A 23,843-nucleotide genomic window follows, 5' to 3' on the forward strand; every position below is an offset into this window, starting at 1 on the left:
ACCCGGGCGTTGGAGCAGGGAACGAGCACCGGCGACCCCGCCTGTGTGCGGTACGTCGTCGGCCCGAGGACCGCCGGCATCATCGCCGGCGGCATGTCGGAAAACATCGTGACATGTACCGAGTATTAACGATACAGCCGTCGATGTGTCGGGACGCTAGGCGTCGGGGTGGGGCCCAGTCAAGGACCTGCGATAACGAACAGATGACGACCTTTCGTGGGATCGCTCCCTCGCGCCGGACGCGGGCAAATGTACCGGTTCGGACGGGTCCCGCAGGCCCGTCGAGAGATCGCGCGACCGCCCCGGACGCACAGCAGCGCCGCCGTCGCGCGGATGCGCGACGGCGGCGCGTGGCCGCGCGGTCTCAGCCGAAGAGCGCGGCAGCCTTCAGGGCGGTCTGGGCGACCCCGTACGTGAGGAGCGAGCCGACCACGACCCACAGCGCGAGCGCCATGGCACGCACGGGCGCACCCGTCACCGTGGCGACGTCGTCCGTGGCGACGGGCTCGTCCGTGCGCGGCTGCTGGGTGGTGGTCATCGGGTCTCCTCGGTGGTGGCGCCGACCCCGACGGGCTCGGCGGGCGTGACGACGGCAGCGTCGGCGACGGGCTCGTGGAAGCGTGCCGCGACCGGGCGGACGAGCATGTTGGCGACGAAGCCCACGACGAGCACCCCGCACATCGTGACGAGCGACGGCAGGTACAGCGCGGCACCGGTGACACCCTGCGCGCTGCGCGCGTCGGCGATGCCGTTGACGATCAGCGGTCCGGCGATGCCCGCCGCGGACCACGCGGTGAGCAGGCGCCCGTGGATGGCCCCGACCTCGAGCTGCCCGAAGAGGTCCTTGAGGTACGCGGGGATCGTCGCGAAGCCGCCGCCGTAGAAGCTGACGATCACGAACGTCAGCCCGACGAACAGGCCGACCGCCGAGGCACCGACGGCCGCGAGGCAGCCGTACAGCAGCGCCCCCACGCCCAGGTACATGATGTAGGTCCGCTTGCGGCCCAGCTTGTCGGACGTGGTCGACCAGACGAACCGCCCACCCATGTTCGCCAGGGAGAGCATGCCGACGAACCCGGCGGCGGTCGCGGCGGTGACCGCTGGGAAGAAGTCCTGGATCATCGGCGACGCCTGCTCGAGGATCCCGATACCGGCCGTGACGTTGGTGAACAGCACGATCCACAGCAGGTAGAACTGGGGCGTGCGCACCGCGTTGGCGACCCGCACGTCCGCGTGCGACTGCATGCGGTTGGTGCCGGCGACGGACGGGGTCCAGCCGGCAGGCCGCCAGCCGGGCTCCGGGACGCGGATCGTGACCGCACCGCACGTCATGAGCACCGCGTAGATCGCCGCGAGCGTGAGCATCGTCGGCACGATCGCCTCGGACGGCGTGGGCGCGTACGTCTCGAGCAGCTTGGCAGTCAGTGGCGAGGCGACGAGCGCACCGCCCCCGAACCCCATGATCGCCAGGCCCGTGGCCAGGCCCGGACGGTCGGGGAACCACTTGATGAGGGTCGACACCGGCGAGATGTAGCCGATGCCCAGGCCGATGCCGCCGATGAGGCCGTACCCGAGGTACACGACCCACAGCTGGCCGACGGAGACGCCGAGCGCCGCCACGAGGAACCCGGTCACCCAGCAGATGGTCGACAGCACCATCGCCTTGCGCGGGCCGTTGCGCTCCATCCACTTGCCACCGAACGCGGCCGACAGGCCGAGCATGACGATCGCCATCGAGAAGATGACGGCCACCGAGGTGTGGCTGGTCCCGAAGCGGTCGAGCAGCGGGTTCTTGAACACCGAGAACGCGTACACCTGGCCGATCGACAGGTGAACCGCGAGGGCGGCAGGCGGCACGAGCCACCGGTTGTAGCCGCGCGGTGCGACCGTTCGACTCTTGTCCAGCCACCCCATAGTGACTCCTCCCACGTCTGTGCCCGCCGTCGGGCGTGACGCACATCGTGGAGTGGCGGCGATGGGGTACCGGGGGACCAACGTCACGCCAGGTCAGGCCGACGGTGGGCCCTCCGCTCCGCTCCACCGGCTCCGCGAGCAGGCTCAGGGACGTAGGTCCTGGGCCCACGGCCCGCGCGCCGCGAGGCGCACACCGGCCGGGCGCAATACCGTGGCCGGGCATGCGTCGCCGACGCGCCCCGCGACCCCGAGGAGCACGCGTGAGCACCACGGACCCCCAGCGACCCGACGACGCCGTCGGCACGGGTGCGACGCCGACCGAAGCGCCCGACACCGACACGGGCACGACGCCGACCGAAGCGCTCGACACCGACACGGGGCGCCACGCCGTGCAGCGGCCCGCTCCCACCCCGCCCGAGCCCGCGGACCCCTCGACACCCGGGAGCGAGCGACCCGACCCGGTCGCCCGCCCGGGCACGGCACGGTCGGTGACGCCCGGACCGGACGCGACGGCGGAGGCCTCCGCCGGCCCCGGTGCCGCCGCGGGCGACACCACCGCCGCGACGACGCGCACCGGGGACACGCCCACCGACACCCGCGGCCGTCGGGACGACGGGCACGAGCGGACCGGGAGCGACGACGAGCTCTTCCCCGACCCGCACGCGCCGCGCACGCCGCACACCGGCACGCACGTGCTGGGGGTGCTGGTCGGCCTGGTGCTCGCCCCTGCTGCGATCGGCCTGCTGCTGCTCGGGCAGAGCCGCATCCTCGACGTCCAGGTCGAGGGCTGGGACGCGTCGCTCGAGCTGCTCGGGATCGTGCTGGTCAGCGCGGGCGTGCTGATCCTCGCGGCGCTGCTCGTGCTGGGCCTGTGGACCGCGGCCGTGCCCGTCACCGCGGGGCTGCTGCTGGGGGTGCTGGGAGGGCTGCAGCTGTACGCCCCGGGCATCGCGCGCGCGACCACGCTCGAGGTTGTCGACGCGGACGCCTGGAGCCTGACGGTCACGCAGGTCACCGTCGCGGGCACCTCCGGCACCACGATGGTCGCGGGCGTGCTGCTGCTCGCCGGTGGTGCGATCACCGCGCTCGCGCGGCGGCACGGCGTGCGTCTGGGCACCTTCCGCGAGCGCAACAGAGCGGCCTGAGGCAACACGTCACCGGCGGCACGGTGCGCGAACCGGACGACCAGGACTAAGGTCCCCTGACGAGGACCGCACAGGTCAGCCCCACCATCGCACCGAAGCCGCTGCGTAGGAGACACCGTGACCGAACCGTCTGCCGCACTGACCGACGCACCACCGAACTCCCCGGGCGCCCACGGCCTGGAGAACCTGCTGTCGGAGGAGCGTCGCTTCCCTCCGTCGGCGGAGTTCGCCGCCCAGGCCAACGCCACCGCCGACACCTACGCGTGGGCGAACGCCGACCGCACCGGGTTCTGGGCCGACCAGGCGCGTGAGCTGCTGACGTGGTCGACGCCGTTCACGCAGACCCTCGACTGGTCGGACGCGCCGTTCGCCCGGTGGTTCGCCGATGGCCGCCTCAACGCCGCGTACAACGCGGTGGACCGCCACGTGGAGGAGGGCCGGGGCGACCGCGTCGCCCTGCACTTCGAGGGTGAGGGCGGCGACACCCGCACGCTGACGTACGCCGACCTGCAGCGCGAGGTCTCGCGGGCCGCCAACGCGATGACCACGCTGGGCGTGCGCACGGGTGACCGCGTGGCGATCTACCTGCCGCTGATCCCCGAGGCGGTCGTCACGATGCTCGCGTGCGCGCGCATCGGCGCGCCGCACTCCGTGGTGTTCGGCGGCTTCTCGGCCGAGGCGCTCAGCTCACGCATCCTGGACGCCGAGGCGAAGCTCGTCGTGACCGCCGACGGCGGGTTCCGCCGCGGCAAGCCGTCGGCGCTGAAGCCGGCGGTCGACGAGGCGCTCGCGAAGGGCGCACCGAGCGTCGCGCACGTGCTCGTCGTGCGTCGCACGGGCCAGTCGGTCGAGTGGACGCCGGACCGGGACGTCTGGTGGCACGACGCCGTCGAGGCGGCGTCGCCCGAGCACACGCCGGTGGACGTCGACGCCGAGCACCCGCTGTTCATCCTCTACACATCCGGCACCACGGGGAAGCCGAAGGGCATCTTCCACACGACCGGCGGGTACCTCACGCAGGCCGCGTACACGCACCTCAACGTCTTCGACCTCAAGCCGGAGACGGACGTGTACTGGTGCACCGCCGACGTCGGCTGGATCACCGGGCACACGTACGTCGTCTACGGACCGCTCCTCAACGGCGCGACGCAGGTCATCTACGAGGGCACGCCCGACACCCCGCACCGCGGGCGCTGGTGGGAGATCGTGCAGAAGTACGGCGTGACGATCCTGTACACGGCACCCACGGCGATCCGCACCTGCATGAAGTGGGGCGAGGAGATCCCGAGCAACTTCGACCTGTCCTCGCTGCGCGTGCTCGGGTCGGTGGGCGAGCCCATCAACCCCGAGGCGTGGATGTGGTACCGCCGGGTCATCGGCGCGGACCGCACCCCGGTGGTCGACACGTGGTGGCAGACGGAGACGGGCGCGATCATGATCAGCCCGCTGCCGGGCGTCACCGCGGCCAAGCCCGGTTCGGCGCAGGTGCCCCTGCCCGGCATCGCCGCGGACGTCGTCGACGACGACGCGCAGCCGGTGCCGAACGGGGGCGGCGGCTACCTCGTGCTCACCGAGCCGTGGCCGTCGATGCTGCGCGGCATCTGGGGCGACCCGGAGCGCTACAAGGACACGTACTGGTCCCGCTTCAAGGGCATCTACTTCGCCGGGGACGGCGCGAAGAAGGACGACGACGGCGACATCTGGCTGCTGGGTCGGGTGGACGACGTCATGAACGTGTCGGGCCACCGGCTGTCGACCACGGAGATCGAGTCGGCGCTCGTCTCGCACCCGTGGGTGGCCGAGGCGGCCGTGGTCGGTGCGACCGACGAGACGACCGGGCAGGCGGTGGTCGCGTTCGTCATCCTGCGCAGCGACGTCGTCGAGGGCAACGCGGCCGACGCCGCGACAGTCCAGGAGACGCTGCGCACGCACGTCGCCAAGGAGATCGGCCCGATCGCCAAGCCGCGACAGATCCTCGTCGTGGCGGAGCTGCCCAAGACCCGGTCCGGCAAGATCATGCGGCGCCTGCTGCGTGACGTGGCGGAGCACCGGCAGGTCGGGGACTCGACGACCCTGGCCGACTCGTCGGTCATGGACCTCATCGCCCAGGGACTGGCCACGCCGGTCGCGTCGTCGGAGGACTGAGAGCGGTCCGTCGTGACGGCCCGGGACGCACGTCGTCCCGGGCCGTCCGCCGTCCCGGGCACCGGGCCGACGGACCTCCGCGCGCGTCCCGCGCCGGACCCCGGGGAGACGCGCTTCGCCGATGTCGCGGCGAAACGCTTCACCGATGGAGGGGCCTGGGGCCTGCTGGTTTTCTGACGGCCGCACCCCCGTCCCCGCCGCACGTCGGCGTCGACGCGTGCCCCCCGGACACCTTCGCGGAACGAGGAAGTCGATGAAGAGCACCTCCCTGCGCGCGGCAGCAGCCTGCGCGACCGCACTCGTGGTCGTCGGCGGGATCACCACCGCCGCCACCACGGCGACCGCAGCCGAGCCCGTCGGACTGCACATCTCCGACGCCCGGCTCGTCGAGCAGGACGGCACACCGTTCGTCGCGCGCGGCGTCAGCCACGCGCACACCTGGTACACGTCGCAGACACCCACGGCGATCCCCGCCATCCGGGCCGCCGGCGCCAACGCGCTGCGCGTCGTGCTGTCGGGCGGCGACCGCTGGACCGAGAACGACGCCACCGACGTCGCCGGCGTCATCGCCCTGTGCAGGGCCAACCAGCTGGTCTGCATGCTCGAGAACCACGACACCACCGGCTACGGCGAGCAGTCGGGCGCCGTGAGCCTCGACACGGCCGCCGACTACTTCATCTCGCTGAGGTCCGCGCTGCAGGGCACCGAGGACTTCATCCAGATCAACATCGGCAACGAGCCGACGGGCAACAACGAGCCGCAGGTCACCGCGTGGACGACCGACACGGCCAACGCCATCAAGAAGGTCCGGGCGGCCGGCCTGCGCCACAACATCGTCGTCGACGCACCGAACTGGGGCCAGGACTGGAAGGGCGTCATGCGCGACACCGCCGGGACCGTCGCCGCCGCGGACCCCGAGCGCAACACCCTGTTCTCCGTCCACATGTACGGCGTGTACGCCCAGGCCTCCACCATCACGTCGTACCTGGACGCCTTCGAGGCCCAGGGCCTGCCGCTCGTCATCGGCGAGTTCGGGCACGACCACTCGGACGGCAACCCCGACGAGGCGACGATCATGCGGGAGGCCGTCGCGCGCGGCATCGGCTACTACGGCTGGTCGTGGTCGGGCAACGGCGGCGGTGTCGAGTACCTCGACATGGTGACGAACTTCGACCCGGCCCGGAAGACGGCGTGGGGCACCCTGATCTTCGACGGCACCAACGGCATCAAGGCGACCGCGCGGACGGCCACGTTCTTCTCCGGTGCGACGCCGACGCCGACGGTCACACCCACGCCGACAGTCACGCCCACGCCGACCGCCACGCCGACCGTGACGCCCACGCCGACCCCCACCCCGACCCGCACGCCCACACCCACGGCGACGCCCACGACCAGCCCCGGCGGGGCGTGCACGGCGCGGCTCACGGTGTCCAACGCGTGGCCCGGCGGGTTCCAGGGGACGGTCGACGTCACGGCAGGGGCCACCGCCCTGTCCGGCTGGACGACCTCCTTCACCCTGCCCGGCGGTGCGTCCGTCTCGCAGGGGTGGAGCGCCACGTTCAGCGGCACGGGCAGCGCGGTGACGGCCACGAACGCGGCCTGGAACGGCCGGCTCGGTGCCGGGCAGACCGTGACCTACGGGTTCATCGGCTCCGGCTCCGCCCCGACCGGCGCGGTCGCGGTGAGCTGCCGCTGACCGGTCCCCCCAGCGGGCGCGCGCACGTGCGCGTCCACCGGTCGGCCCCGCCCCCTTCCCCTCCAGGGCGGGGCCGACCCGTCTCCGACTGAGCGCGCCGGATGTGGTCACGGATGTGACCACTCCGCCACCCGCGGGTCGGCAGACGTGACCACTTCCGTGCCACCCTCGCCGACCGGACCACAGGCGTCGCGTGCGGGTGCGGTGTCCACAGGTGGGTGCGCGGCCCGTCGGTCCGGCTGATCCATGCGTGAGGCTCGTCCGGTGGACAGGGACGGCTCGCACGGGGTGCTCGTCGGGCGCAGCCGCGGGCCCGGCTGGGTCCGCGTCGCGCACGCGCTCCACCGGCGTGCCGCGACCCAGGACGTCGCTGCGTGGCAGGCGGTGCTGCCCGCGTCCGCAGCGTTCTCGCACCTCACGGCCGCGGGTCTGCACGGGTGGTGGCTGCCGCAGCTGCCGCCCGACCTTCCCGTGCTCGTCGACCAGCCACGAGCCGAACCACGATCGCGGCGCGAGGGGATCCGCGTGACCCGCGTCGCGCGGGACGTGCCCGCGATCCTCGTCGACGGCGTCCGCGTCGCCACGCCGGCGACCGCGCTCCTCGCGTGCGCACGCGATCTGGGGCTGCTCGACCTGGTGGTGCTGGTCGACTCCGCCCTGCGCGACGGCTGCGTCGCCGACGAGATCGGGGAGGTGGCCGCGCACGGCAGCCGGGGTGGGCCGCTGCTGCGTCGGGCGCTCGGCCTGGCGGATCTCGCAGCGAGTCACCCTGGGAGACCGTGCTGCGCGTGCTGCACGTCACCGTGGACGCGCCGGTGGTCCCCCAGCACGTCGTCCGGACGGCCGATGGCATGTTCGTGGCGCGGGGCGACCTGTGGCTCCCCGCGACGCGGGTGCTGCACGAGTACGACGGCGGCGTCCACCGCACCGCGCAGGCGCACACGAGAGACCTCCGACGGGACCGGGCACTGACCGCCGCCGGCTGGACGCGGCGGGGCTATGTCGCGGCCGACCTGTGCCGGGACCCGGTCGCGGTGCTCCGCGACATCGACAGCGCAGTCGGTCGCCCTCACGCACCCGCCCGTATCCGCCCGTGGCTCTCGCTGCTGCGAACCTCGACCCTCACGGCACAGGGCCGGGCCCGCCTACGGGCCCGCCTGGCCTGAGCACCGACGGAAGTGGTCACATCTGCCCCGTGGGAGAGCCCTGGGAGGCGCCCGATGTGACCACTTCCGGGCGGTGCCGAGCCGGCGGGTGCTACCAGCCCAGTGCGCTGCGCAGGCGGCGCGCGGCCTCCCGGCCGGCGCGGTTCGCGCCGATCGTCGAGGCGCTCGGGCCGTAGCCGACGAGCTGCACGCGCGGCTCCGCGACCACCTGGGTGCCGTCCATCGCGATGCCACCGCCGGGGCCGCGCAGGCCCAGTGGTGCGAGGTGGTCGAGGGACGCCCGGAAGCCGGTGGCCCACAGGATCGTGCGCGCCGCCACGGACGACGGACCGTCGACCCACCCGCCGGTGCCCGCACCGTCGTCGCCCCGCGGACCGCCCAGACCGCCCGCACCCGGCTCCCACTCGACACCCTCAGGCACGATGCGCGTGAACATCGGGCGGGCACGCAGCACGCCTGCGTCGATCCCGGCGCGGTAGGCCTGCGTCAGCGGCAGTCCCGTCACCGACACGACCGAGCCGGGCGCCAGGCCGGCGCGCACGCGCTCCTCGACGCGCCCCACGGCGTCGCGGCCCAGCTCGGGGGTGAGCTCCTCGTCCGTCCACACCGGAGGCCGCCGGGTCACCCAGGTCGTCGTCGTGAGCTGGGCGACCTGCAGCAGCAGCTGGACGGCGGACGTCCCGCCGCCGACCACCACGACGTGCCCGTCCGCGAGGTCCTGCGCCGAGCGGAAGTCACGCGTGTGCAGCTGGCGCCCCTGGAACGTGGCGCGGCCGGGGTACGCGGGCCAGAACGGCTTGCCCCACGTGCCCGACGCGTTGACGACGCCGCGCGCGGACCACACCACGACCTCGTCGGGGTGCTCGACGTGCCGGGTCGTCACGACGAACCGCGGGTCGTCCCCCTCGTTGCCCTCGGCCCGCTCGACGCGCTCGACCCGGACCGGGCGCTGCACGTTCAGCCCGAAGGCCTCCTCGTACTGCGCGAAGTAGTACGGGACGGCGTCGGCTGCAGGCTCCGCACCGTCCACGATCGTCAGCGGCATGCCCGGCAGGTCGTGCACGCGGTGGGCGTCGGCCATCGTCAGGGAGCGCCAGCGGTGCTGCCACGCACCGCCGGCGCGCGGGTTGTCGTCCAGGACGACGTAGGTGCCGCGCGCCCGCTCCCAGCCGGCCGACCCCACGGGCACCAGGCCCGTGCGGTGCAGGTGGTACGCGGTCGACAGGCCGGCCTGCCCAGCACCGACGACGACGACGTCGACCTCGACGCTCCGCGGGCGGCTGCGGTCCCGCCGCGCACGTCGGGACGCCGGAGCTGGCGCGGGTGCGGGAGGAGGGGGCATGGCGCGTCCACGGTACCGGGGATCCGGGGGCTGGTGCGGTGCCGACGCCACGGTGGGTGTGCCGACACGGATCACCCGGATCGCGGCCGCGGTGGACAAGCGTCCGTGATGGGATGGGGGCATGCCGTCCGACACCGACGTCCCGACGTCGCTCGCCGTCGTCACCGGTCCCCTGCCCTCCTCGCAGGCGGGTGCCGTGCGGACCCTGCAGGACGATGCGACGCGCCACGACGGGGTGTCGCCGCTGTCCGAGCAACCCCTGCTGTGGCTGTCCGACGACCAGGCGCCGGTCGTGCACCTGCTCGCCACGGACCCCACGGCCGAGGACGACGCCGGGCTCGTGGGGTACGCCCAGCTCGACGTGGGCAGCTCGACCACCGTCCGCGCCGAGCTCGTCGTCGCCCCGGCGCACCGTCGCCACGGCGTCGCGCGTGTGCTGCTGGCGCGTGCCGCGCAGGAGGCCGGACGGGTCCCGGGACGCCGCCTGCAGGTCTGGGCGCACGGCGACCTGCCCGCCGCCAGGGCGACCGCGGAGGCGACGGGCATGGTCGTGGTCCGCGAGCTGTGGCGCATGGCGCTCGACCTCACCGAGCACCCACCGGCGGCGCCGCGGCTCCCGCAGGGCGTCGAGGTGCGCCCGTTCGTCCCCGGGCAGGACGAGGAGGCGTGGCGACGGGTCAACGCCCGCGCGTTCGCCTACCACCCGGAGCAGGGGCGGATGACCTCGGCGGACCTGCGGGCACGTGAGGCGGAGCCGTGGTTCGACCCCGCGGGCTTCCTGCTGGCGGAACGCGACGGCCGGCTGCTCGGGTCGGTGTGGACCAAGGTGCACCCGGCGGGGACGGCCCCGGACGGCGCACCCGGCGAGGAGGTCGGCGAGATCTACGTCGTGGGGGTGGACCCGCACGCGCAGGGCCTGGGGATGGGCCGCGCGCTGACCTCGCTCGGCCTGGCCCACCTGCGCGACCGGGGGCTGCGCACCGTCATCCTCTACACGGGCGCGGAGAACACCGTCGCGGTGCACACCTACGAGCGTGCCGGGTTCGTCCGGACCGCCGTCGACGTCATGTTCGGTCCCCCGGCGGCCGGCAGCCCTCCCCACGGGACGCCCGTCGTGCAGGTGGAGGGCGCCGACACGACGAGTCCCCGCGACGGTGTCACGATGAGCACATGACCGACGCCCCACCGATCGACCCGGCGCTGGCCGAGCGGATCGCCGAGCACGTGGAGACGCCCGAGGAGGTCGTGCCCACCGCGCACGAGCCGCTGCCCGAGGGCCGCTTCCTCGACCGGGAGCTGTCCTGGCTGGCGTTCAACCAGCGCGTCCTGGAGCTCGCCGAGGACGCGAGCCTGCCGCTGCTGGAACGAGTCCGGTTCCTGGCGATCTTCGCGTCCAACCTCGACGAGTTCTTCATGGTGCGGGTCGCGGGCCTCAAGCGACGCATCGCGACCGGCATCGCCGTCACCGCCGCGTCGGGGCTGTCACCGCGGCAGGTGCTCGAGTCGATCAGCGAGCGCGCGCACGACCTCATGGAGCGCCACGCACGGGTCCTGGCGCGGGACGTCCAGCCGGCGCTCGCCGCCGAGGGCATCACGATCGTGCGCTGGGACGACCTGGGTGAGGCCGAGCAGGACCGCCTGCACAAGTTCTTCCGCCGGCAGATCTTCCCGGTGCTGACGCCGCTCGCCGTGGACCCGGCACACCCGTTCCCGTACATCTCGGGGCTCTCGCTGAACCTCGCCGTGAGCGTCGTGAACCCGGCGACGGGCAAGGAGCACTTCGCGCGGGTCAAGGTGCCGCCGCTGCTGCCGCGCTACATCGCCGTCGACGCGGCCGGCCGTCCGTCGGCGCCCGTCCCGCAGACCGCCGCCCCCGAGCGCGGGCCCATGTCGTTCGTGCCCGTCGAGGACGTCATCGCCCAGCACCTCGACATGCTCTTCCCCGGCATGGAGGTGCGCGAGTTCCACACCTTCCGCATCACCCGCAACGAGGACTTCGAGGTCGAGGAGGACGACGCGGAGAACCTCCTCAAGGCGATGGAGAAGGAGCTCCTGCGGCGCCGGTTCGGCCCGCCCGTGCGCCTCGAGGTGGCTGAGGGCATCAGCCCGCGCGTCCGCAAGTTCCTGGTGCGCGAGCTCGGCATGTCCGAGGACGACGTGTACGAGCTCCCCGCGCCGCTGGACCACACGGGGCTGAACCTCATCGCCGACCTCGACCGGCCCGAGCTGCAGTTCCCGCGGTTCGTCCCCGTGACGCACCGCCACCTCGCGGAGGTCGAGTCCGCGACGCCGACGGACGTGTTCGCGGCGATCCGCGCCCGCGACATCCTCCTGCACCACCCGTACGACTCGTTCTCGACGTCCGTGCAGACGTTCCTCGAGCAGGCCGCGGCCGATCCCGCCGTGCTGGCCATCAAGCAGACCCTGTACCGCACCTCGGGCGACTCCCCCATCGTCGACGCCCTCATCGACGCGGCGCAGGCCGGCAAGCAGGTCCTCGCGCTCGTGGAGATCAAGGCGCGGTTCGACGAGCAGAACAACATCTCGTGGGCCCGCAAGCTCGAGCAGGCGGGCGTGCACGTCGTCTACGGCATCGTGGGGCTCAAGACCCACTGCAAGCTCTCGCTCGTCGTGCGGCAGGAGGCCGACGGCCTGCGCCGCTACAGCCACGTCGGCACGGGCAACTACCACCCGAAGACCGCGCGCCTGTACACCGACCTCGGGCTCCTGACAGCCGACCCGGACGTCGGCCAGGACCTCACGCGGCTGTTCAACCAGCTGTCGGGGTACGCGCCGAAGTCCCGGTTCCACCGCCTGCTGGTGGCGCCGCGCTCCGTGCGCTCGGGGCTGCTGGAGCGCATCGAGCGCGAGGCCGAGGCGGCCCGACGGGGCGAGCCGGCGTGGATCAGGATCAAGGTGAACTCGATGGTCGACGAGGCCATCATCGACGCCCTGTACCGCGCGTCGCAGGCGGGCGTGCCCATCGACATCAACGTGCGCGGGATCTGCGCGCTGCGTCCGGGCGTGCCGGGGATGTCCGCGACGATCCGGGTGCGCTCGATCCTCGGACGCTTCCTCGAGCACTCCCGTGTCTTCGCGTTCGCGCACACGGCCGCGACGCCGGGCGAGGACGGGTTCGACGGGCCCGAGGTCTACATCGGCTCCGCCGACCTCATGCACCGCAACCTCGACCGCCGCGTCGAGGCCCTGGTCCGCGTCGCCGACGCGGCGCAGGTCCGCGAGCTCGTCGACTACCTCGAGGAGTCGATGGACGACGCGACGTCGTCCTGGCACCTGCAGCCGGACGGCGAGTGGGTCCGTCACCACGTCGGCCCCGACGGGCCGCTGGTGGACCTGCAGGAGGTGCTGATCCACCGTCAGAGGCGCCGTCCGGGCGCCGCGCGGTGAAGGCTCTCGCCCCTGCCCCCGTCGAGGCCGCCGGGGCGCTGGTGTGGCGTGTGCGCTCAGGTCGCCTGCAGGTCGCGCTCGTCCACCGTCCGCGGTACCGCGACTGGTCGTGGCCCAAGGGCAAGCTCGACCCCGGTGAGATCGCGCCCGTCGCGGCGGTCCGCGAGGTCGAGGAGGAGACGGGCATGGCCGTCGTGCTGGGGATCCCGCTGCCCGGGCTCGAGTACCGCCTGTCCGACGGTCGGCGCAAGCTCGTGCACTACTGGGCGGCCCTGGCCGGCGGTCGCGGCGACGAGGCACCGCTGGGCGCCCGCCCCCCGGTCACGCACGCCGCCCGCGCCGAGATCGACCTGTGGGAGTGGTTCGACGTGGGGGACGCTGCGCGGCGCCTGACCCGCGGCGCCGACCGACGTCCGCTCGACGCCCTCGTCGAGGCGCACCAGCGGGGCCGGCTGGCCACACGGGCCCTCGTGGTCGCGCGGCACGCGCAGGCCCGCAAGCGCACCCTGTGGGGCGGCACCGAGGAGGACCGCCCGCTGACGGGCCTCGGGCTGCGGCAGGCGGTGGCCGCGGTGCCCGTCCTGGCCGCGTTCGGCGTCCACCGGGTCGTGACGAGCCGCTGGGAGCGGTGCGCCGCGAGCGTCGCCCCGTACGCGACGGCGGCCGGGATCGGGGCGGAGGTCGCCGACGGGCTCACCGAGGCGAGGCACGACGAGTCACCGGGCCGGGTCGGCGCCATCGTCCGGGAGATGCTCGTCGACCCCCGCGACGCGCTGCTGTGCACGCACCGCCCGGTGCTGCCGACGGTGCTGGACGTGCTCGCGGAGCACAGCCGTCGGCAGGTCGCCGACGCCCTGCCCGAGAAGAACCCGTTCCTGGCCCCGGCGGAGCTGCTCGTCGCGCACCGGGGCGAGACGCCCCGCGGCGTCCGCGTGCTGGCGGTCGAGCGTCACCTGTCGCCGGCGATGCCCGACTGACGTCTCAGCCCACGGTCCCGACGGGCGTCTCAGCCCAGGATCGGGTGCACGAACCAGAACACCAAGGCGGCCACCGCGGCTGCCGCGGGGATCGTGAGGATCCACGCACCGGCGATGTTCTTGGCGACTCCCCAGCGCACGGCCGAGAGCCGCTTGGTCGCGCCGACACCCATGATCGCCGAGGTGATCGTGTGCGTCGTCGACACCGGCGCGTGCAGGTAGAACGCGTTGACGTAGAGCACGACCGCCGAGACGGACTCGGCGACGAACCCGCGCGCCGGGTCGAGCTCGATGATCTTGCGCCCCAGGGTGCGCATGATGCGCCACCCGCCCGCGTACGTGCCGAGCGAGATCGCGCCCGCGGCCGCCAGCTTGACCCACAAAGGGATGCCGTGATCGGGGTCCGCCCAGTTGGCCGTGAGCAGCGCCAGGTAGATGACGCCCATCGTCTTCTGCGCGTCCTGCAGGCCGTGACCGAGTGCCATGGCGGCCGCGGAGACGGTCTGCGCGAACCGGAAACGGCGGTTGGTACGCGCCGGCGGCCGGTTGCGGATGAGCCACAGCAGGCCGACCATCACGAAGAACGCGAGGGTGAAGCCGATCAGCGGCGAGAAGATCATCGGCAGGACGACCTTGTCGACGATCGAGCTGCCGTACACACCGAACCCACCGGCGAGACCCGCTCCGACGAGACCGCCGATCAGGGCGTGCGTCGACGACGACGGCAGCCCGAACCACCACGTGACGAGGTTCCAGGTGATGGCGCCGACGAGCGCGCACAGGATGACGACGAGCGCGCTGTGGGACGACGCCGACTGCAGGTCCACGATCTGGGTGGCGATCGTCTCGGCGACCTCGGTGCCGAGCAGCGCGCCCAGGAAGTTCATGACCGCGGCCATGATGAGCGCCGCCCGCGGCGTGAGCGCACGCGTCGAGACCGACGTGGCGATCGCGTTGGCGGCGTCGTGGAAACCGTTCGTGTAGTCGAACCCGAGAGCGAGCGCGACGACGAAGACGACCAGCACAGGTTCCACGAGTGCTCAGGACTCCTTGAGCGCGATCGTCTCGACCGTGTTGGCCACCTTCTCGAAGGCGTCCGCCGCGTCCTCGAGCTTCTCGACGATCTCCTTGAGCTTCATGAGCAGGATCGGGTCGGCGATCTCGTCGAACATCTCCGCGAGCAGCTTGCGGTGCGACTTGTCGGCCTGGTTCTCCAGGCGGTTGATCTCGACCCAGTACTCCTGGAGCGACTCCATCGAGCGCAGCCGCGGCATCGCCTCGGCCGTCAGCTCGGCGGCGCGCTGCAGGACCTGGACCTGGTCCGACACGCGGGCCGGCAGCTCCCCGATCTTGTACAGGACCATGAGGTCGGCGGCCTCGTCCATGTAGTCCATGCAGTCGTCGAGGCTCGACGCGAGGTCGTAGATGTCGTCGCGGTCGAACGGGGTGACGAAGGTCTGGTTGAGGCGACGCATGATCGTGTGCGTCGCGTCGTCCGCGGCGTGCTCCTCCGCGGCCATCCGCTTGTTCAGCTCTTTGCGGGTGGCGCGATCGGCACCGAGCATCTCCGCCAGGATGTTCGCGCCCGTCACGAGATGGACGGCGGATGCGGCGAAGAGGTCGAAGTACGAGGTATCGCGCGGTGTCAGGCGCAGGCGCACGGAGGGCTCCGGGTCATCGACTGGTGGACGCCCCAGGGGCGGGGCATGCTCAGCGTAACCGGCGGCGAACACCAGATGTGCCGGGACTTCCGGCCCGGGCGATCCGGGAAGATCGCTGGGCCGTGTGAGATGTGCGACGCCGGGCCGGAGCGCCTGACGGCGCGAGGCCGCTCGAAGCGGCTGATGATGGAGCCCGGGGCTACCGACCCGACGTCGCTCCGCCAGTGTACTGGGGCTCGGTCACTCCAGCCGGTCCGCGCGCCACAGCTGGGCGGCGTGCGCGAGCTCCTCGGCCGTCCGGACGAGGGAGGCTGCCCCGCGCGTCTGGCGCGCGGCCGCACCCGGGTCGAGGGCGTCCAGGTGGTCGGCGTCGAACGCCGCCCCGGTGGCCAGGACCTGGCAGAACGCGGCCGCACGCTCGAGTGCGGTCGCGAGGTCCCCGGTGTAGACGCCCGACAGCACGGCGTCCGCCACGGTCCGCACGTCGTCCGGCCCCGGCCCGTCGACGACGCCGGCGACGACGTCGTGCACGGGCGCGGCGGCCACCCCCTGGCGGTACCGGTCGGCGACCGTCTCGGGGTCGCGACGGACCCACTCGCGCAGGACGTAGAGCCGCCACAGCGCCCCGGGCAGCGTGTCGGACGGGCTGTCGGCCCACATCGCGGCGACCACGTCGAGGCCCTCGGTCTCGACCAGCGCCACGAGCCGCTCGACGACCTGCGGGTCCTCGGTGGCCCGGCCGTGCCGGACGAGCGCGTTGGCGGTGGTGTGCGCGATCTCGTCACGCAGCGTCGGGTCCAGCGCACCGGGCAGCTCGTCGGCGACCGCGGGGTCGACGACCACCGGCCGGTGGTACCGCCGCCCGCCGGACGACCCGCCGCCCTGCCGGCCGTCGTCCGCTCCGCCGCCGCTGCCTGTCCCGTGCTCGCTCACGGCGGCATGATCTCTCGCCCTGGCGCCGACCACCAGCCGCACGTGCCGGTCGCGTGCCCCCGGGCGCTTCGCGGCGCCGACGTGCGGGGTCGGGTCGTGCGGTTCACAGTGGGTCTGACCGGGACGGACCCGGGCGAGGGGGGTGCTGGTCATGGCCGACGCGACGTCCAGGGGCTCGTCACCGGCGGGGACCGGGAAGTACAAGGGCAAGGCCGTCGCGCTGGCGACCGCGGCCGCGGTGGGCGGCTTCCTGTTCGGCTTCGACAGCTCGGTGATCAACGGCGCGGTGGACGCGGTCCAGGGCGAGTTCGACCTCTCGGGTGTCGTCACCGGGCTGGTGGTCGCGGTGGCGCTGCTGGGGTGCGCGCAGGGCGCGTGGCTCGGCGGGCGCCTGTCGGACCGGTGGGGCCGCACGCGCGTGATGGTCCTCGGCGCCGTGCTGTTCTTCGTCTCCTCCGTGCTGTCGGCCTTCGCGTTCTCCGCCTGGGACCTCGCGCTGTGGCGGGTCGTGGCGGGCATCGGCATCGGCATCGCGTCGGTCATCGCGCCCGCCTACATCGCGGAGATCGCCCCGGCCGCGATGCGCGGCCGGCTCGGCTCCCTGCAGCAGCTCGCGATCACGCTCGGCATCTTCGCCGCGCTGCTGTCCGACCAGCTGCTGGCCACGACCGCGGGCGGCGCGTCGAGCGAGCTGTGGTTCGGCCTGGAGGCGTGGCGCTGGATGTTCCTGGTCTGCGTCGTCCCGGCGGCCGTCTACGGCATCATCGCGATGCGGATCCCGGAGTCGCCGCGCTACCTGGTCTCCCAGGGCCGTCGCGACGAGGCCCGCGCGGTGCTGGCGGACGTGCTCGGGGCGGACGAGGACCCCGAGGAGCGCGTCGCGCAGATCGAGCAGACGATCCGCACGGACGAGGCCCTCGTCAACCAGGCGAGCCTGCGGGGTCCGGTGCTGGGCCTGCTGCCCGTGGTGTGGGTCGGCATCCTGCTGTCGGTGTTCCAGCAGTTCGTCGGGATCAACGTGATCTTCTACTACTCGACGACGCTCTGGCAGGCGGTGGGCTTCGAGGAGAGCCAGTCGTTCCTCATCTCGACGATCACGGCCGTGACCAACGTCGCCGTGACGTTCATCGCCATCGGCCTCATCGACAAGGTCGGACGCCGGCCCCTGCTGCTCATCGGGTCCGCGGGCATGACGGTCGCGCTGGCCACGATGGCCGTCGCGTTCATGAACGGGACGGGGACGGGAGAGAACATCCGGCTCGAGGGGTCGTGGGGCGTGATCGCGCTGGTCGCGGCCAACGCGTTCGTCGTGTTCTTCGGTGCGACGTGGGGGCCGCTGGTCTGGGTGCTGCTGGGCGAGATGTTCCCGAACCGGATCCGCGCCGCGGCGCTCGGCGTCGCGGCGTCCGCGCAGTGGGTCGCGAACTTCCTCATCACGCTGTCGTTCCCCGAGATGCTGGACCGGTGGGGCGCGTCCGTCCCCTACCTGATGTACGCGGCCTTCGCGCTGATCTCGTTCGTCTTCGTCCTGACGAAGGTGCCGGAGACCAAGGGCGTGCAGCTCGAGGACATGGAGGGCCTGAAGGTCGAGCGCCGCGGGCGCCGAGCGCCGGCCTGACGTCCCGTGTGTGGCCCAGAACATGTTGCCCGAGGTAACCGGTCCGCGTAGGGTTGCCCGAAGCAACTGTCGGAATCGCCCCTTCCGGCCGCTCTCGACCGCCGACGACGCCCGGTCTCCCCCGTCCCCGCGCCCGGAAGCGAGCAGCACGCGTGAGCACGACCACCCCCCTCGACGGCAGCGCCGTCGACACCCCCCCGACCGCCCCCATGACGCACCGGCAGGTCCTCGAGGCCCTCTCCGGGATCCTCCTGGGGATGTTCGTCTCGATCCTCGCGACGAGCGTGGTGTCGACGTCCCTGCCGCGCATCATCACCGACCTCGGCGGCAGCCAGTCGGCGTTCACCTGGGTCGTCACCGCGACCCTCCTGACCACCACCGTCTCGACGCCGATCTGGGGCAAGCTCGCCGACCTCGTCGACCGCAAGCTGCTCGTCCAGCTCGCCCTCGTGATCTCCGTGCTGTCGTCCGCACTGGCCGGGCTGTCGCACAGCACCGAGATGCTCATCGGCATGCGCGCCCTGCAGGGCATCGGTGCGGGCGGCCTGACGGCGCTGGGCACCGTGCTCATCGCCGACATCATCAGCCCGCGCGAGCGCGGCCGGTACATGGGCCTCATGGGCTCCGTGATGGCCGTAGGGATGGTGGGCGGCCCCCTGCTCGGCGGCGTCATCACCGATGCGGCCGGATGGCGCTGGAACTTCTTCGTCGGTCTGCCGTTCGCCGTCGCCGCGATCGTCGTGCTGCAGCGCACGCTGCGCCTGCCCGCGGTCGTCCGGCGGCGCGTCCGCATCGACTGGGCCGGGGCCCTGCTGCTCTCCGCGTCGATCGCGACGCTGCTGCTGTGGATCACGTTCGCGGGCTCGTCGTTCGCGTGGGTGTCCTGGCAGTCGGGCGCCATGGTCGGCGGCGCGCTGCTGGGCGTCGTCGCCGTGATCGCCGTCGAGTCGCAGGCCGCCGAGCCGATCATCCCGCTGCACCTGTTCCGCAACCGCACCGTCGTCCTGGCGATCCTCGCGTCGGTCGCCGTCGGCATCGCGATGTTCGGCACGCAGGTCTTCCTCAGCCAGTACATGCAGCTGGCGCGCGGCAGGACGCCCACGGAGTCCGGCCTGCTGACCATCCCCATGGTGGCCGGCACGTTCCTCGCCTCGACGCTCTCGGGGCGGGCCATCTCCCGCAGCGGCCGCTACAAGAAGGTCATGGTCGTCGGAGCGGTGCTCCTGACCTCGGGCCTGGGCCTCATGGGCACGATCGACGAGAACACGAGCTTCACGCTCGTCGGCCTGTACATGCTGGTGCTGGGCTCGGGTGTCGGCATGCTCATGCAGAACCTCGTCCTCGCGACGCAGAACACGCTGCCCATCACCGACATGGGCGCGGGCACCGCGACCGTCGCGTTCTTCCGCACCCTCGGTGGCACCATCGGCGTCTCGGCCCTGGGCGCGGTCCTGTCGAACCGGGTCTCGCACCTCATGGTCGACGGTCTCGCGGGCCTCGGCGTCCCCGCCTCCGCGCTGGGCTCCGGGGGTGCGACGTCGCTGCCCGACCTCGCGACGCTCCCCGGCCCGGTCCGCCAGGTCGTCGAGCACGCGTTCGGCGTGGGCGTCGCGGAGCTGTTCCTCATCGGCGCACCCGTCGCGCTGCTGGCCCTCGTCGCGGTGATCGCGCTGCGGGAGGTCCCGCTGGGGCGCGCGTCGGGCGTCGAGCAGCGGCTCGCGGCGCAGGCGGCTCGGGCGCAGGACGCGCCGGCAACCTCGCGCTGACGCCGCCCTCAGGCGGTGTCGGCGGGCCGTTCGACGTCCGCCACCAGGTCCGCGTTGAGGCGCGCGAGCAGGTCGGCGAGCTGCGTGAGCTCCTCGACGCGCCACCCGTCCAGGGAGCGCCGCATGTACTCCTGGCGGCCGGTCCTCGCGCGCGCGAGCCGACGCGCCCCCTCCTCCGTGAGCGTGAGGGGCTGGCTCCGGGAGTCGCGCGGGTCGGCCGTGCGCGTCACCAGACCCAGCCGCTCGAGGCGGGTCACCTGGCGTGACATGGTGCCGCGTCCCACCCCCAGCAGGTCGGCGAGGTCGCTCGTGCGCGTGCCGGGCGTGCGCGCCACGGTCGCGAGCAGGAGGTACGCGGACGAGTCCAGGTCGGGGTGCACCGTGCGTGCGAGCCCTGCGGAGGCGGCGCGCGCCCGGCGCAGGAAGAGCCCGAGCTCCCGCTCGACACGCAGGACCGGGTCATCGCTCATGCGCTCATCCTGACGCAGCGACGACGTGCGCGGGGACCGCACGGCCGGACGGGCGACCCGCTCAGCGCGCCCACGTGGTGCGACGGCGGGCGACGTGCGCGACGGCCGACACCCTGGCCGCGTCGAGCCGCTCGGGCATCCGACGGAACAGGTTCGGGACCTCGTGGCGGGCGATGACCAGGATGTCCTGGGGCGGGTCCTGCACGTCCCGCTCGAGGTCGCCGGCGATGACGAGGACCGCGCGCACGGCGACACCGGCGCAGCCGGCGGAGTGCAGCAGCCCCTGGACGCGGGAGGCCTCGAGCCGTGCGTCGCGCAGGTAGGGCACGGCGCGTCCGTCGACGTGCATGGTGCGGGACGCGGCACGCACGTGGCTGCCCGGGTGCTTGCGCTCCGTGACGGTGAAGATCCCCCCGGGGCCGATGAGCAGGTGCTCGACGACCGTGCCCTGCCGGCCCAGGGGCACGTCGTGCACGGTCTGCCAGCCCTCGTCCGCGAGACGGTCGAGGCGCAGCCGCACCGGGCTGCCGCGCTCACCGCGCGGGTGGTCGTCGTCCTCGCCGAGCCAGGCCTCGACGCCGGCGCCCTCCAGCGCGTCGATCGACGCCAGCTCGGAGGTGACTGGCAGGACCAGCTCCGGGACGTCGGACCGCAGGTAGGCCTGCGCGGCACGGCGGACCCTGGCCTCCAGGACCGGGTCGTCCGCGACGACCTCACCGGACTGCAGGTCGACGGAACCCATGCGCGCGCCGGTCGTCTCGTGCGTCACGTAGAGGCGGTCGGCACCGTATCGCCGCCATCGCCGAACTTTCAGGACCTCGTCCACGTCCGCATTATCGGCACGGGGAGCGCGGTACTTCAGTCCCGTCCACGGCGGAGTTCCGGACGTGGCGGCGTGTCGCGGCGTGTCGTCACCCCGACGGTCCCCCCGCCGGGAGCGCGCCTCGCACCTCCGAGGGACGACCCGTCACCCGTCGTGCCCGGTGGGCTCGAACGTGAGGCTGACGGAGTTCATGCAGAAGCGGTCCCCCGTGGGCGTCTGCGGCGCGTCGTCGAACACGTGCCCCAGGTGGGAGCCGCAGCGCGCGCAGCGCACCTCCGTCCGCACCATGCCGAGCGTCCGGTCCGTGAGCAGCTCGACGCGGTCCCCCGCCAGCGGGGAGAAGAAGCTCGGCCACCCGCAGTGCGAGTCGAACTTGGTGTCCGAGCGGAACAGCTCGTTGCCGCACGCGCGACAGCGGTACACGCCCTCGCGGTGCTCGTCCAGCAGCGCACCGGTCCACGCGCGCTCGGTGCCCGCACGGCGCAGTACCGCGAACTCCTGGGGCTCGAGCTCGAGCGACCACTCGGCGTCACTCTTGGTCACGGGGTACGCACGGGGTTCGGTCACGTCGGGCTCCTCCCGGTGCCGCCCTGGCGGCGGCTCCGTCGGACTCAACACCCGAGATTCACCCGGCGTTCCCTGCGGACCTGGACACCGCCCAGCCCGGCGTCCGTCACCGTCGCCACCTGGGGACATAGCCTGGCGGGGAGATCCCCCGGTCCGCCCGAGCCGCGAGGTGCACGTGCCAGCTGGACGCCGCCGTTCGAGCCCGACGCGCCGGTTCGCTCTCGTGAGCCTCGTCGGCATGCTCCTCGTGGGTGTCGCCCTGGTCGTCGTGACGTCGTCGCAGATGCGCGGTCAGGCCGTCCGGGACGGCACGGCGGCGGCGGCGAGGACCGCGATGTTCGCGGCACGCGCGGTCCCGTCGACGGCCTTCGTGACGGGCCTCCTGTCCGCCGAGGAGCGCGACGCGGTGACGGACGCGATCCGCGGGTTCGGCGACGAGCTGGTCGAGCTGCGGCTGTGGAGCGCGGACGGGCGGCTGATGTACTCCTCCGACGGGGCGACGACCGGGCTGCCCCGCGCCGACCGCCTGACGCGGGTCATGCGCTCCGGCACCCCCGACGCCGTCGTCCAGCCGGACGTGCGCGCGGGCGTCCCCGCCCCCGACGAGCGCACGGTCCTCGACGTGTACGTCCCGGTGAGGCTGTCGGACACCGCCACGCCCGAGGAGCCGACGGACGTCGCGGCCACGGCCCGCGTCGGCGGCGCGGAGGTCATGCTCGACCACACCGTGACGCAGCAGACGCTGCAGAGCACGACCCGCACGGTCACGCTCGTCGTCGTCGGCAGCCTCGTCGTGCTGTGGCTGCTGCTGTTCCGGATCGTGCACGCCACGTCGCGCCGGCTGCGTACGACCGCGCTCGACAACGCACGCCTCGCGCTGCTCGACTCCCTCACCGGCCTGCCCAACCGGCGGCTGCTCGCCGACCAGATGCAACGGGCCATCGAGAAGGTGGCCGACGACGACGCGCGCGTGGGCCTGATCCTGCTCGACATCGACCGGTTCAAGGACATCAACGACACCCTGGGGCACGACCACGGCGACGAGCTGCTGCAGCAAGTCGCCGAGCGGCTGCGCCACGCGCTGCGCGACGACGACGTGGTCGCGCGCCTCGGCGGCGACGAGTTCGCGATCCTGCTGCCCGACGTACGGACCGTCGCGAACGCCGAGCGCCTGGCCCTGCGCGTGCGCGGCCTCTTCGCCCGCCCGTTCGAGCTGAGCGACATCGCGCTGCACGTCGAGACGTCGATCGGCGTCGCGTGCCTGCCGGACCACGCCGCGGACGCCTCTGCCCTCATGCGCACGGCGGACATCGCGATGTACGCCGCCAAGCACCACCGCACGGGCGTCAGCGTCTACTCGCCCGCCTCGGACGACTCCTCGCCCGCGCGGCTGGTGCTGCTGGGTGAGCTGCACCGCGCGCTCGAGTCCCGGGGGGACCCCACGGAGGTCCCGCAGCTGGAGATGCACTACCAGCCGAAGATCGAGCTGGCGTCGCAGCGGACCGTGGGGCTGGAGGCCCTGATCCGCTGGCGGCACCCCACGCGAGGACTGCTGCCACCGGGTGCGTTCGTGCCGCTCGCCGAGCAGTCGGGTCTGATCCACCGCGTCACGGAGTTCGCGCTCGAGGAGTCGGTGCGCCAGCTCGCGCGTTGGCACGCGCAGGGCCAGGCCGTGCCGGTCGCGGTCAACCTGTCGGCGCACGACGTCGCGAGTCCCGCGGTGGTCGACATGATCGAGCTGCTGCTCGCCCGGCACGGCGTGGACGCCTCGCTGCTGGAGGTCGAGGTCACGGAGACCGCGCTCGTGGCGGACCGCACGCGGGTGGTCCCGGTCCTGGAGCGCCTGAGCGCCCTGGGGGTGTGCGTCGCGATCGACGACTTCGGGACGGGGACGACGTCGATCTCCCAGCTGCGCGACCTGCCGGTGGCCGAGCTGAAGATCGACCGGGTGTTCGTCGCCGACCTCGGTGAGGGTGGCCGGGCGGGCTCCGAGGTCGTCGTGCAGGCGATGGTGGACCTGGCGCACTCGTTCGGCCTGCGCGTGGTGGCCGAGGGCGTGGAGGACGAGCCGACGGCCCGCACGCTGGAGCGTCTGGGCGTCGACCGGGCGCAGGGCTTCCTGTGGGCACGGCCGGCACCGGCGTCCGCGGTGCATCCGCCCGGCGGCAGCTCGCTTCACCCGATCGGGTGAAGTAGCAGGACATACCTCAAG

The 23,843-nt window shown here is 73.1% G+C and carries 19 protein-coding genes; 10 read left to right on the forward strand and 9 right to left on the reverse strand.

Going from position 1 to position 23,843, the window contains the following annotated elements; all coding sequences use genetic code 11:
• Nucleotides 1-364: 364 nt before the first annotated feature.
• A complete protein-coding gene (locus tag NP048_RS14210) occupies nt 365-538 on the reverse strand; it encodes an MFS transporter small subunit (protein WP_227576272.1) in 174 nt (57 codons plus the stop codon).
• Nucleotides 535-1,914 (reverse strand): L-lactate MFS transporter, encoded by a 1,380-nt coding sequence (locus NP048_RS14215; RefSeq protein ID WP_227576273.1) that lies wholly within the window; start codon nt 1,912-1,914, stop codon nt 535-537. Before NP048_RS14215 ends, NP048_RS14210 begins: the two co-directional genes overlap by 4 nt.
• Nucleotides 1,915-2,174: 260 nt before the next feature.
• Here NP048_RS14215 and NP048_RS14220 point away from each other — a divergent pair, with 260 nt between their 5' ends.
• The 4 genes from NP048_RS14220 to NP048_RS14235 all read left to right on the forward strand — a co-directional run bounded on the left by NP048_RS14220 (nt 2,175) and on the right by NP048_RS14235 (nt 8,066).
• Nucleotides 2,175-3,059 carry a hypothetical protein gene (locus NP048_RS14220; protein ID WP_227576274.1) on the forward strand — a complete coding sequence of 295 codons (885 nt, stop codon included), beginning with the start codon at nt 2,175-2,177 and terminating at the stop codon, nt 3,057-3,059.
• A 117-nt stretch (nt 3,060-3,176) separates the two neighbouring features.
• A complete protein-coding gene (gene acs, locus NP048_RS14225; RefSeq protein WP_227576275.1) occupies nt 3,177-5,204 on the forward strand; it encodes an acetate--CoA ligase in 2,028 nt (675 codons plus the stop codon).
• 253 nt (nt 5,205-5,457) lie between these two features.
• Complete coding sequence (locus tag NP048_RS14230; protein WP_227576276.1) at nt 5,458-6,900, forward strand: cellulase family glycosylhydrolase; 1,443 nt, start codon at nt 5,458-5,460, stop codon at nt 6,898-6,900.
• A gap of 788 nt (nt 6,901-7,688) precedes the next feature.
• Nucleotides 7,689-8,066: a hypothetical protein gene (locus NP048_RS14235; protein ID WP_227576277.1), complete on the forward strand. Its 378-nt coding sequence runs from the start codon at nt 7,689-7,691 to the stop codon at nt 8,064-8,066.
• Between the two features lie 91 nt (nt 8,067-8,157).
• Here NP048_RS14235 and NP048_RS14240 read toward each other — a convergent pair whose 3' ends face one another.
• The gene (locus NP048_RS14240) at nt 8,158-9,408 is read right to left on the reverse strand and encodes an NAD(P)-binding domain-containing protein (protein ID WP_227576278.1); all 1,251 of its coding nucleotides are present in this window, start codon (nt 9,406-9,408) and stop codon (nt 8,158-8,160) included.
• Nucleotides 9,409-9,529: 121 nt separating this feature from the next.
• On the opposite strand from NP048_RS14240, the gene mshD reads away from it, so the two are divergent.
• Genes mshD through NP048_RS14255 form a run of 3 tightly spaced genes read left to right on the forward strand, consistent with a single transcriptional unit; the run spans nt 9,530 to nt 13,793 of the window.
• On the forward strand, nt 9,530-10,582 hold the full coding sequence (mshD, locus tag NP048_RS14245; protein WP_227576279.1) for a mycothiol synthase: 1,053 nt from the start codon (nt 9,530-9,532) through the stop codon (nt 10,580-10,582).
• Complete coding sequence (locus NP048_RS14250) at nt 10,579-12,816, forward strand: RNA degradosome polyphosphate kinase (RefSeq protein ID WP_227576280.1); 2,238 nt, start codon at nt 10,579-10,581, stop codon at nt 12,814-12,816. The genes mshD and NP048_RS14250 overlap by 4 nt, the downstream gene beginning before the upstream one ends.
• Nucleotides 12,813-13,793 carry an NUDIX hydrolase gene (locus tag NP048_RS14255; RefSeq protein ID WP_227576281.1) on the forward strand — a complete coding sequence of 327 codons (981 nt, stop codon included), beginning with the start codon at nt 12,813-12,815 and terminating at the stop codon, nt 13,791-13,793. The genes NP048_RS14250 and NP048_RS14255 overlap by 4 nt, the downstream gene beginning before the upstream one ends.
• A 29-nt stretch (nt 13,794-13,822) precedes the next feature.
• Here the strand turns inward: NP048_RS14255 and NP048_RS14260 are convergent, their stop codons facing one another.
• From NP048_RS14260 to NP048_RS14270, 3 genes are all read right to left on the reverse strand, one after another.
• Nucleotides 13,823-14,827, reverse strand: coding sequence for an inorganic phosphate transporter (locus NP048_RS14260; protein WP_227576282.1), 1,005 nt, complete (start codon nt 14,825-14,827; stop codon nt 13,823-13,825).
• Between the two features lie 6 nt (nt 14,828-14,833).
• A complete protein-coding gene (locus tag NP048_RS14265) occupies nt 14,834-15,454 on the reverse strand; it encodes a DUF47 domain-containing protein (protein WP_227576283.1) in 621 nt (206 codons plus the stop codon).
• Between the two features lie 240 nt (nt 15,455-15,694).
• Complete coding sequence (locus NP048_RS14270; RefSeq protein ID WP_227576647.1) at nt 15,695-16,297, reverse strand: hypothetical protein; 603 nt, start codon at nt 16,295-16,297, stop codon at nt 15,695-15,697.
• A 241-nt stretch (nt 16,298-16,538) separates the two neighbouring features.
• Here NP048_RS14270 and NP048_RS14275 point away from each other — a divergent pair, with 241 nt between their 5' ends.
• A complete protein-coding gene (locus NP048_RS14275; RefSeq protein WP_227576284.1) occupies nt 16,539-18,005 on the forward strand; it encodes a sugar porter family MFS transporter in 1,467 nt (488 codons plus the stop codon).
• 152 nt (nt 18,006-18,157) lie between these two features.
• On the forward strand, nt 18,158-19,771 hold the full coding sequence (locus NP048_RS14280) for an MFS transporter (RefSeq protein ID WP_372456797.1): 1,614 nt from the start codon (nt 18,158-18,160) through the stop codon (nt 19,769-19,771).
• Nucleotides 19,772-19,779: 8 nt separating this feature from the next.
• Here the strand turns inward: NP048_RS14280 and NP048_RS14285 are convergent, their stop codons facing one another.
• The 3 genes from NP048_RS14285 to msrB all read right to left on the reverse strand — a co-directional run bounded on the left by NP048_RS14285 (nt 19,780) and on the right by msrB (nt 21,631).
• Nucleotides 19,780-20,241: a MarR family winged helix-turn-helix transcriptional regulator gene (locus NP048_RS14285; protein WP_227576285.1), complete on the reverse strand. Its 462-nt coding sequence runs from the start codon at nt 20,239-20,241 to the stop codon at nt 19,780-19,782.
• Nucleotides 20,242-20,302: 61 nt separating this feature from the next.
• A complete protein-coding gene (locus tag NP048_RS14290; protein WP_227576286.1) occupies nt 20,303-21,010 on the reverse strand; it encodes an NERD domain-containing protein in 708 nt (235 codons plus the stop codon).
• Nucleotides 21,011-21,208: 198 nt separating this feature from the next.
• Nucleotides 21,209-21,631: a peptide-methionine (R)-S-oxide reductase MsrB gene (gene msrB / locus NP048_RS14295; RefSeq protein ID WP_227576287.1), complete on the reverse strand. Its 423-nt coding sequence runs from the start codon at nt 21,629-21,631 to the stop codon at nt 21,209-21,211.
• 238 nt (nt 21,632-21,869) lie between these two features.
• On the opposite strand from msrB, the gene NP048_RS14300 reads away from it, so the two are divergent.
• Nucleotides 21,870-23,822, forward strand: a complete 1,953-nt coding sequence (locus tag NP048_RS14300; protein ID WP_227576288.1) for a putative bifunctional diguanylate cyclase/phosphodiesterase — start codon at nt 21,870-21,872, stop codon at nt 23,820-23,822.
• Nucleotides 23,823-23,843: the final 21 nt, after the last annotated feature.

This window comes from Cellulomonas xiejunii, from assembly GCF_024508315.1.
Lineage (GTDB): Bacteria > Actinomycetota > Actinomycetes > Actinomycetales > Cellulomonadaceae > Cellulomonas > Cellulomonas xiejunii.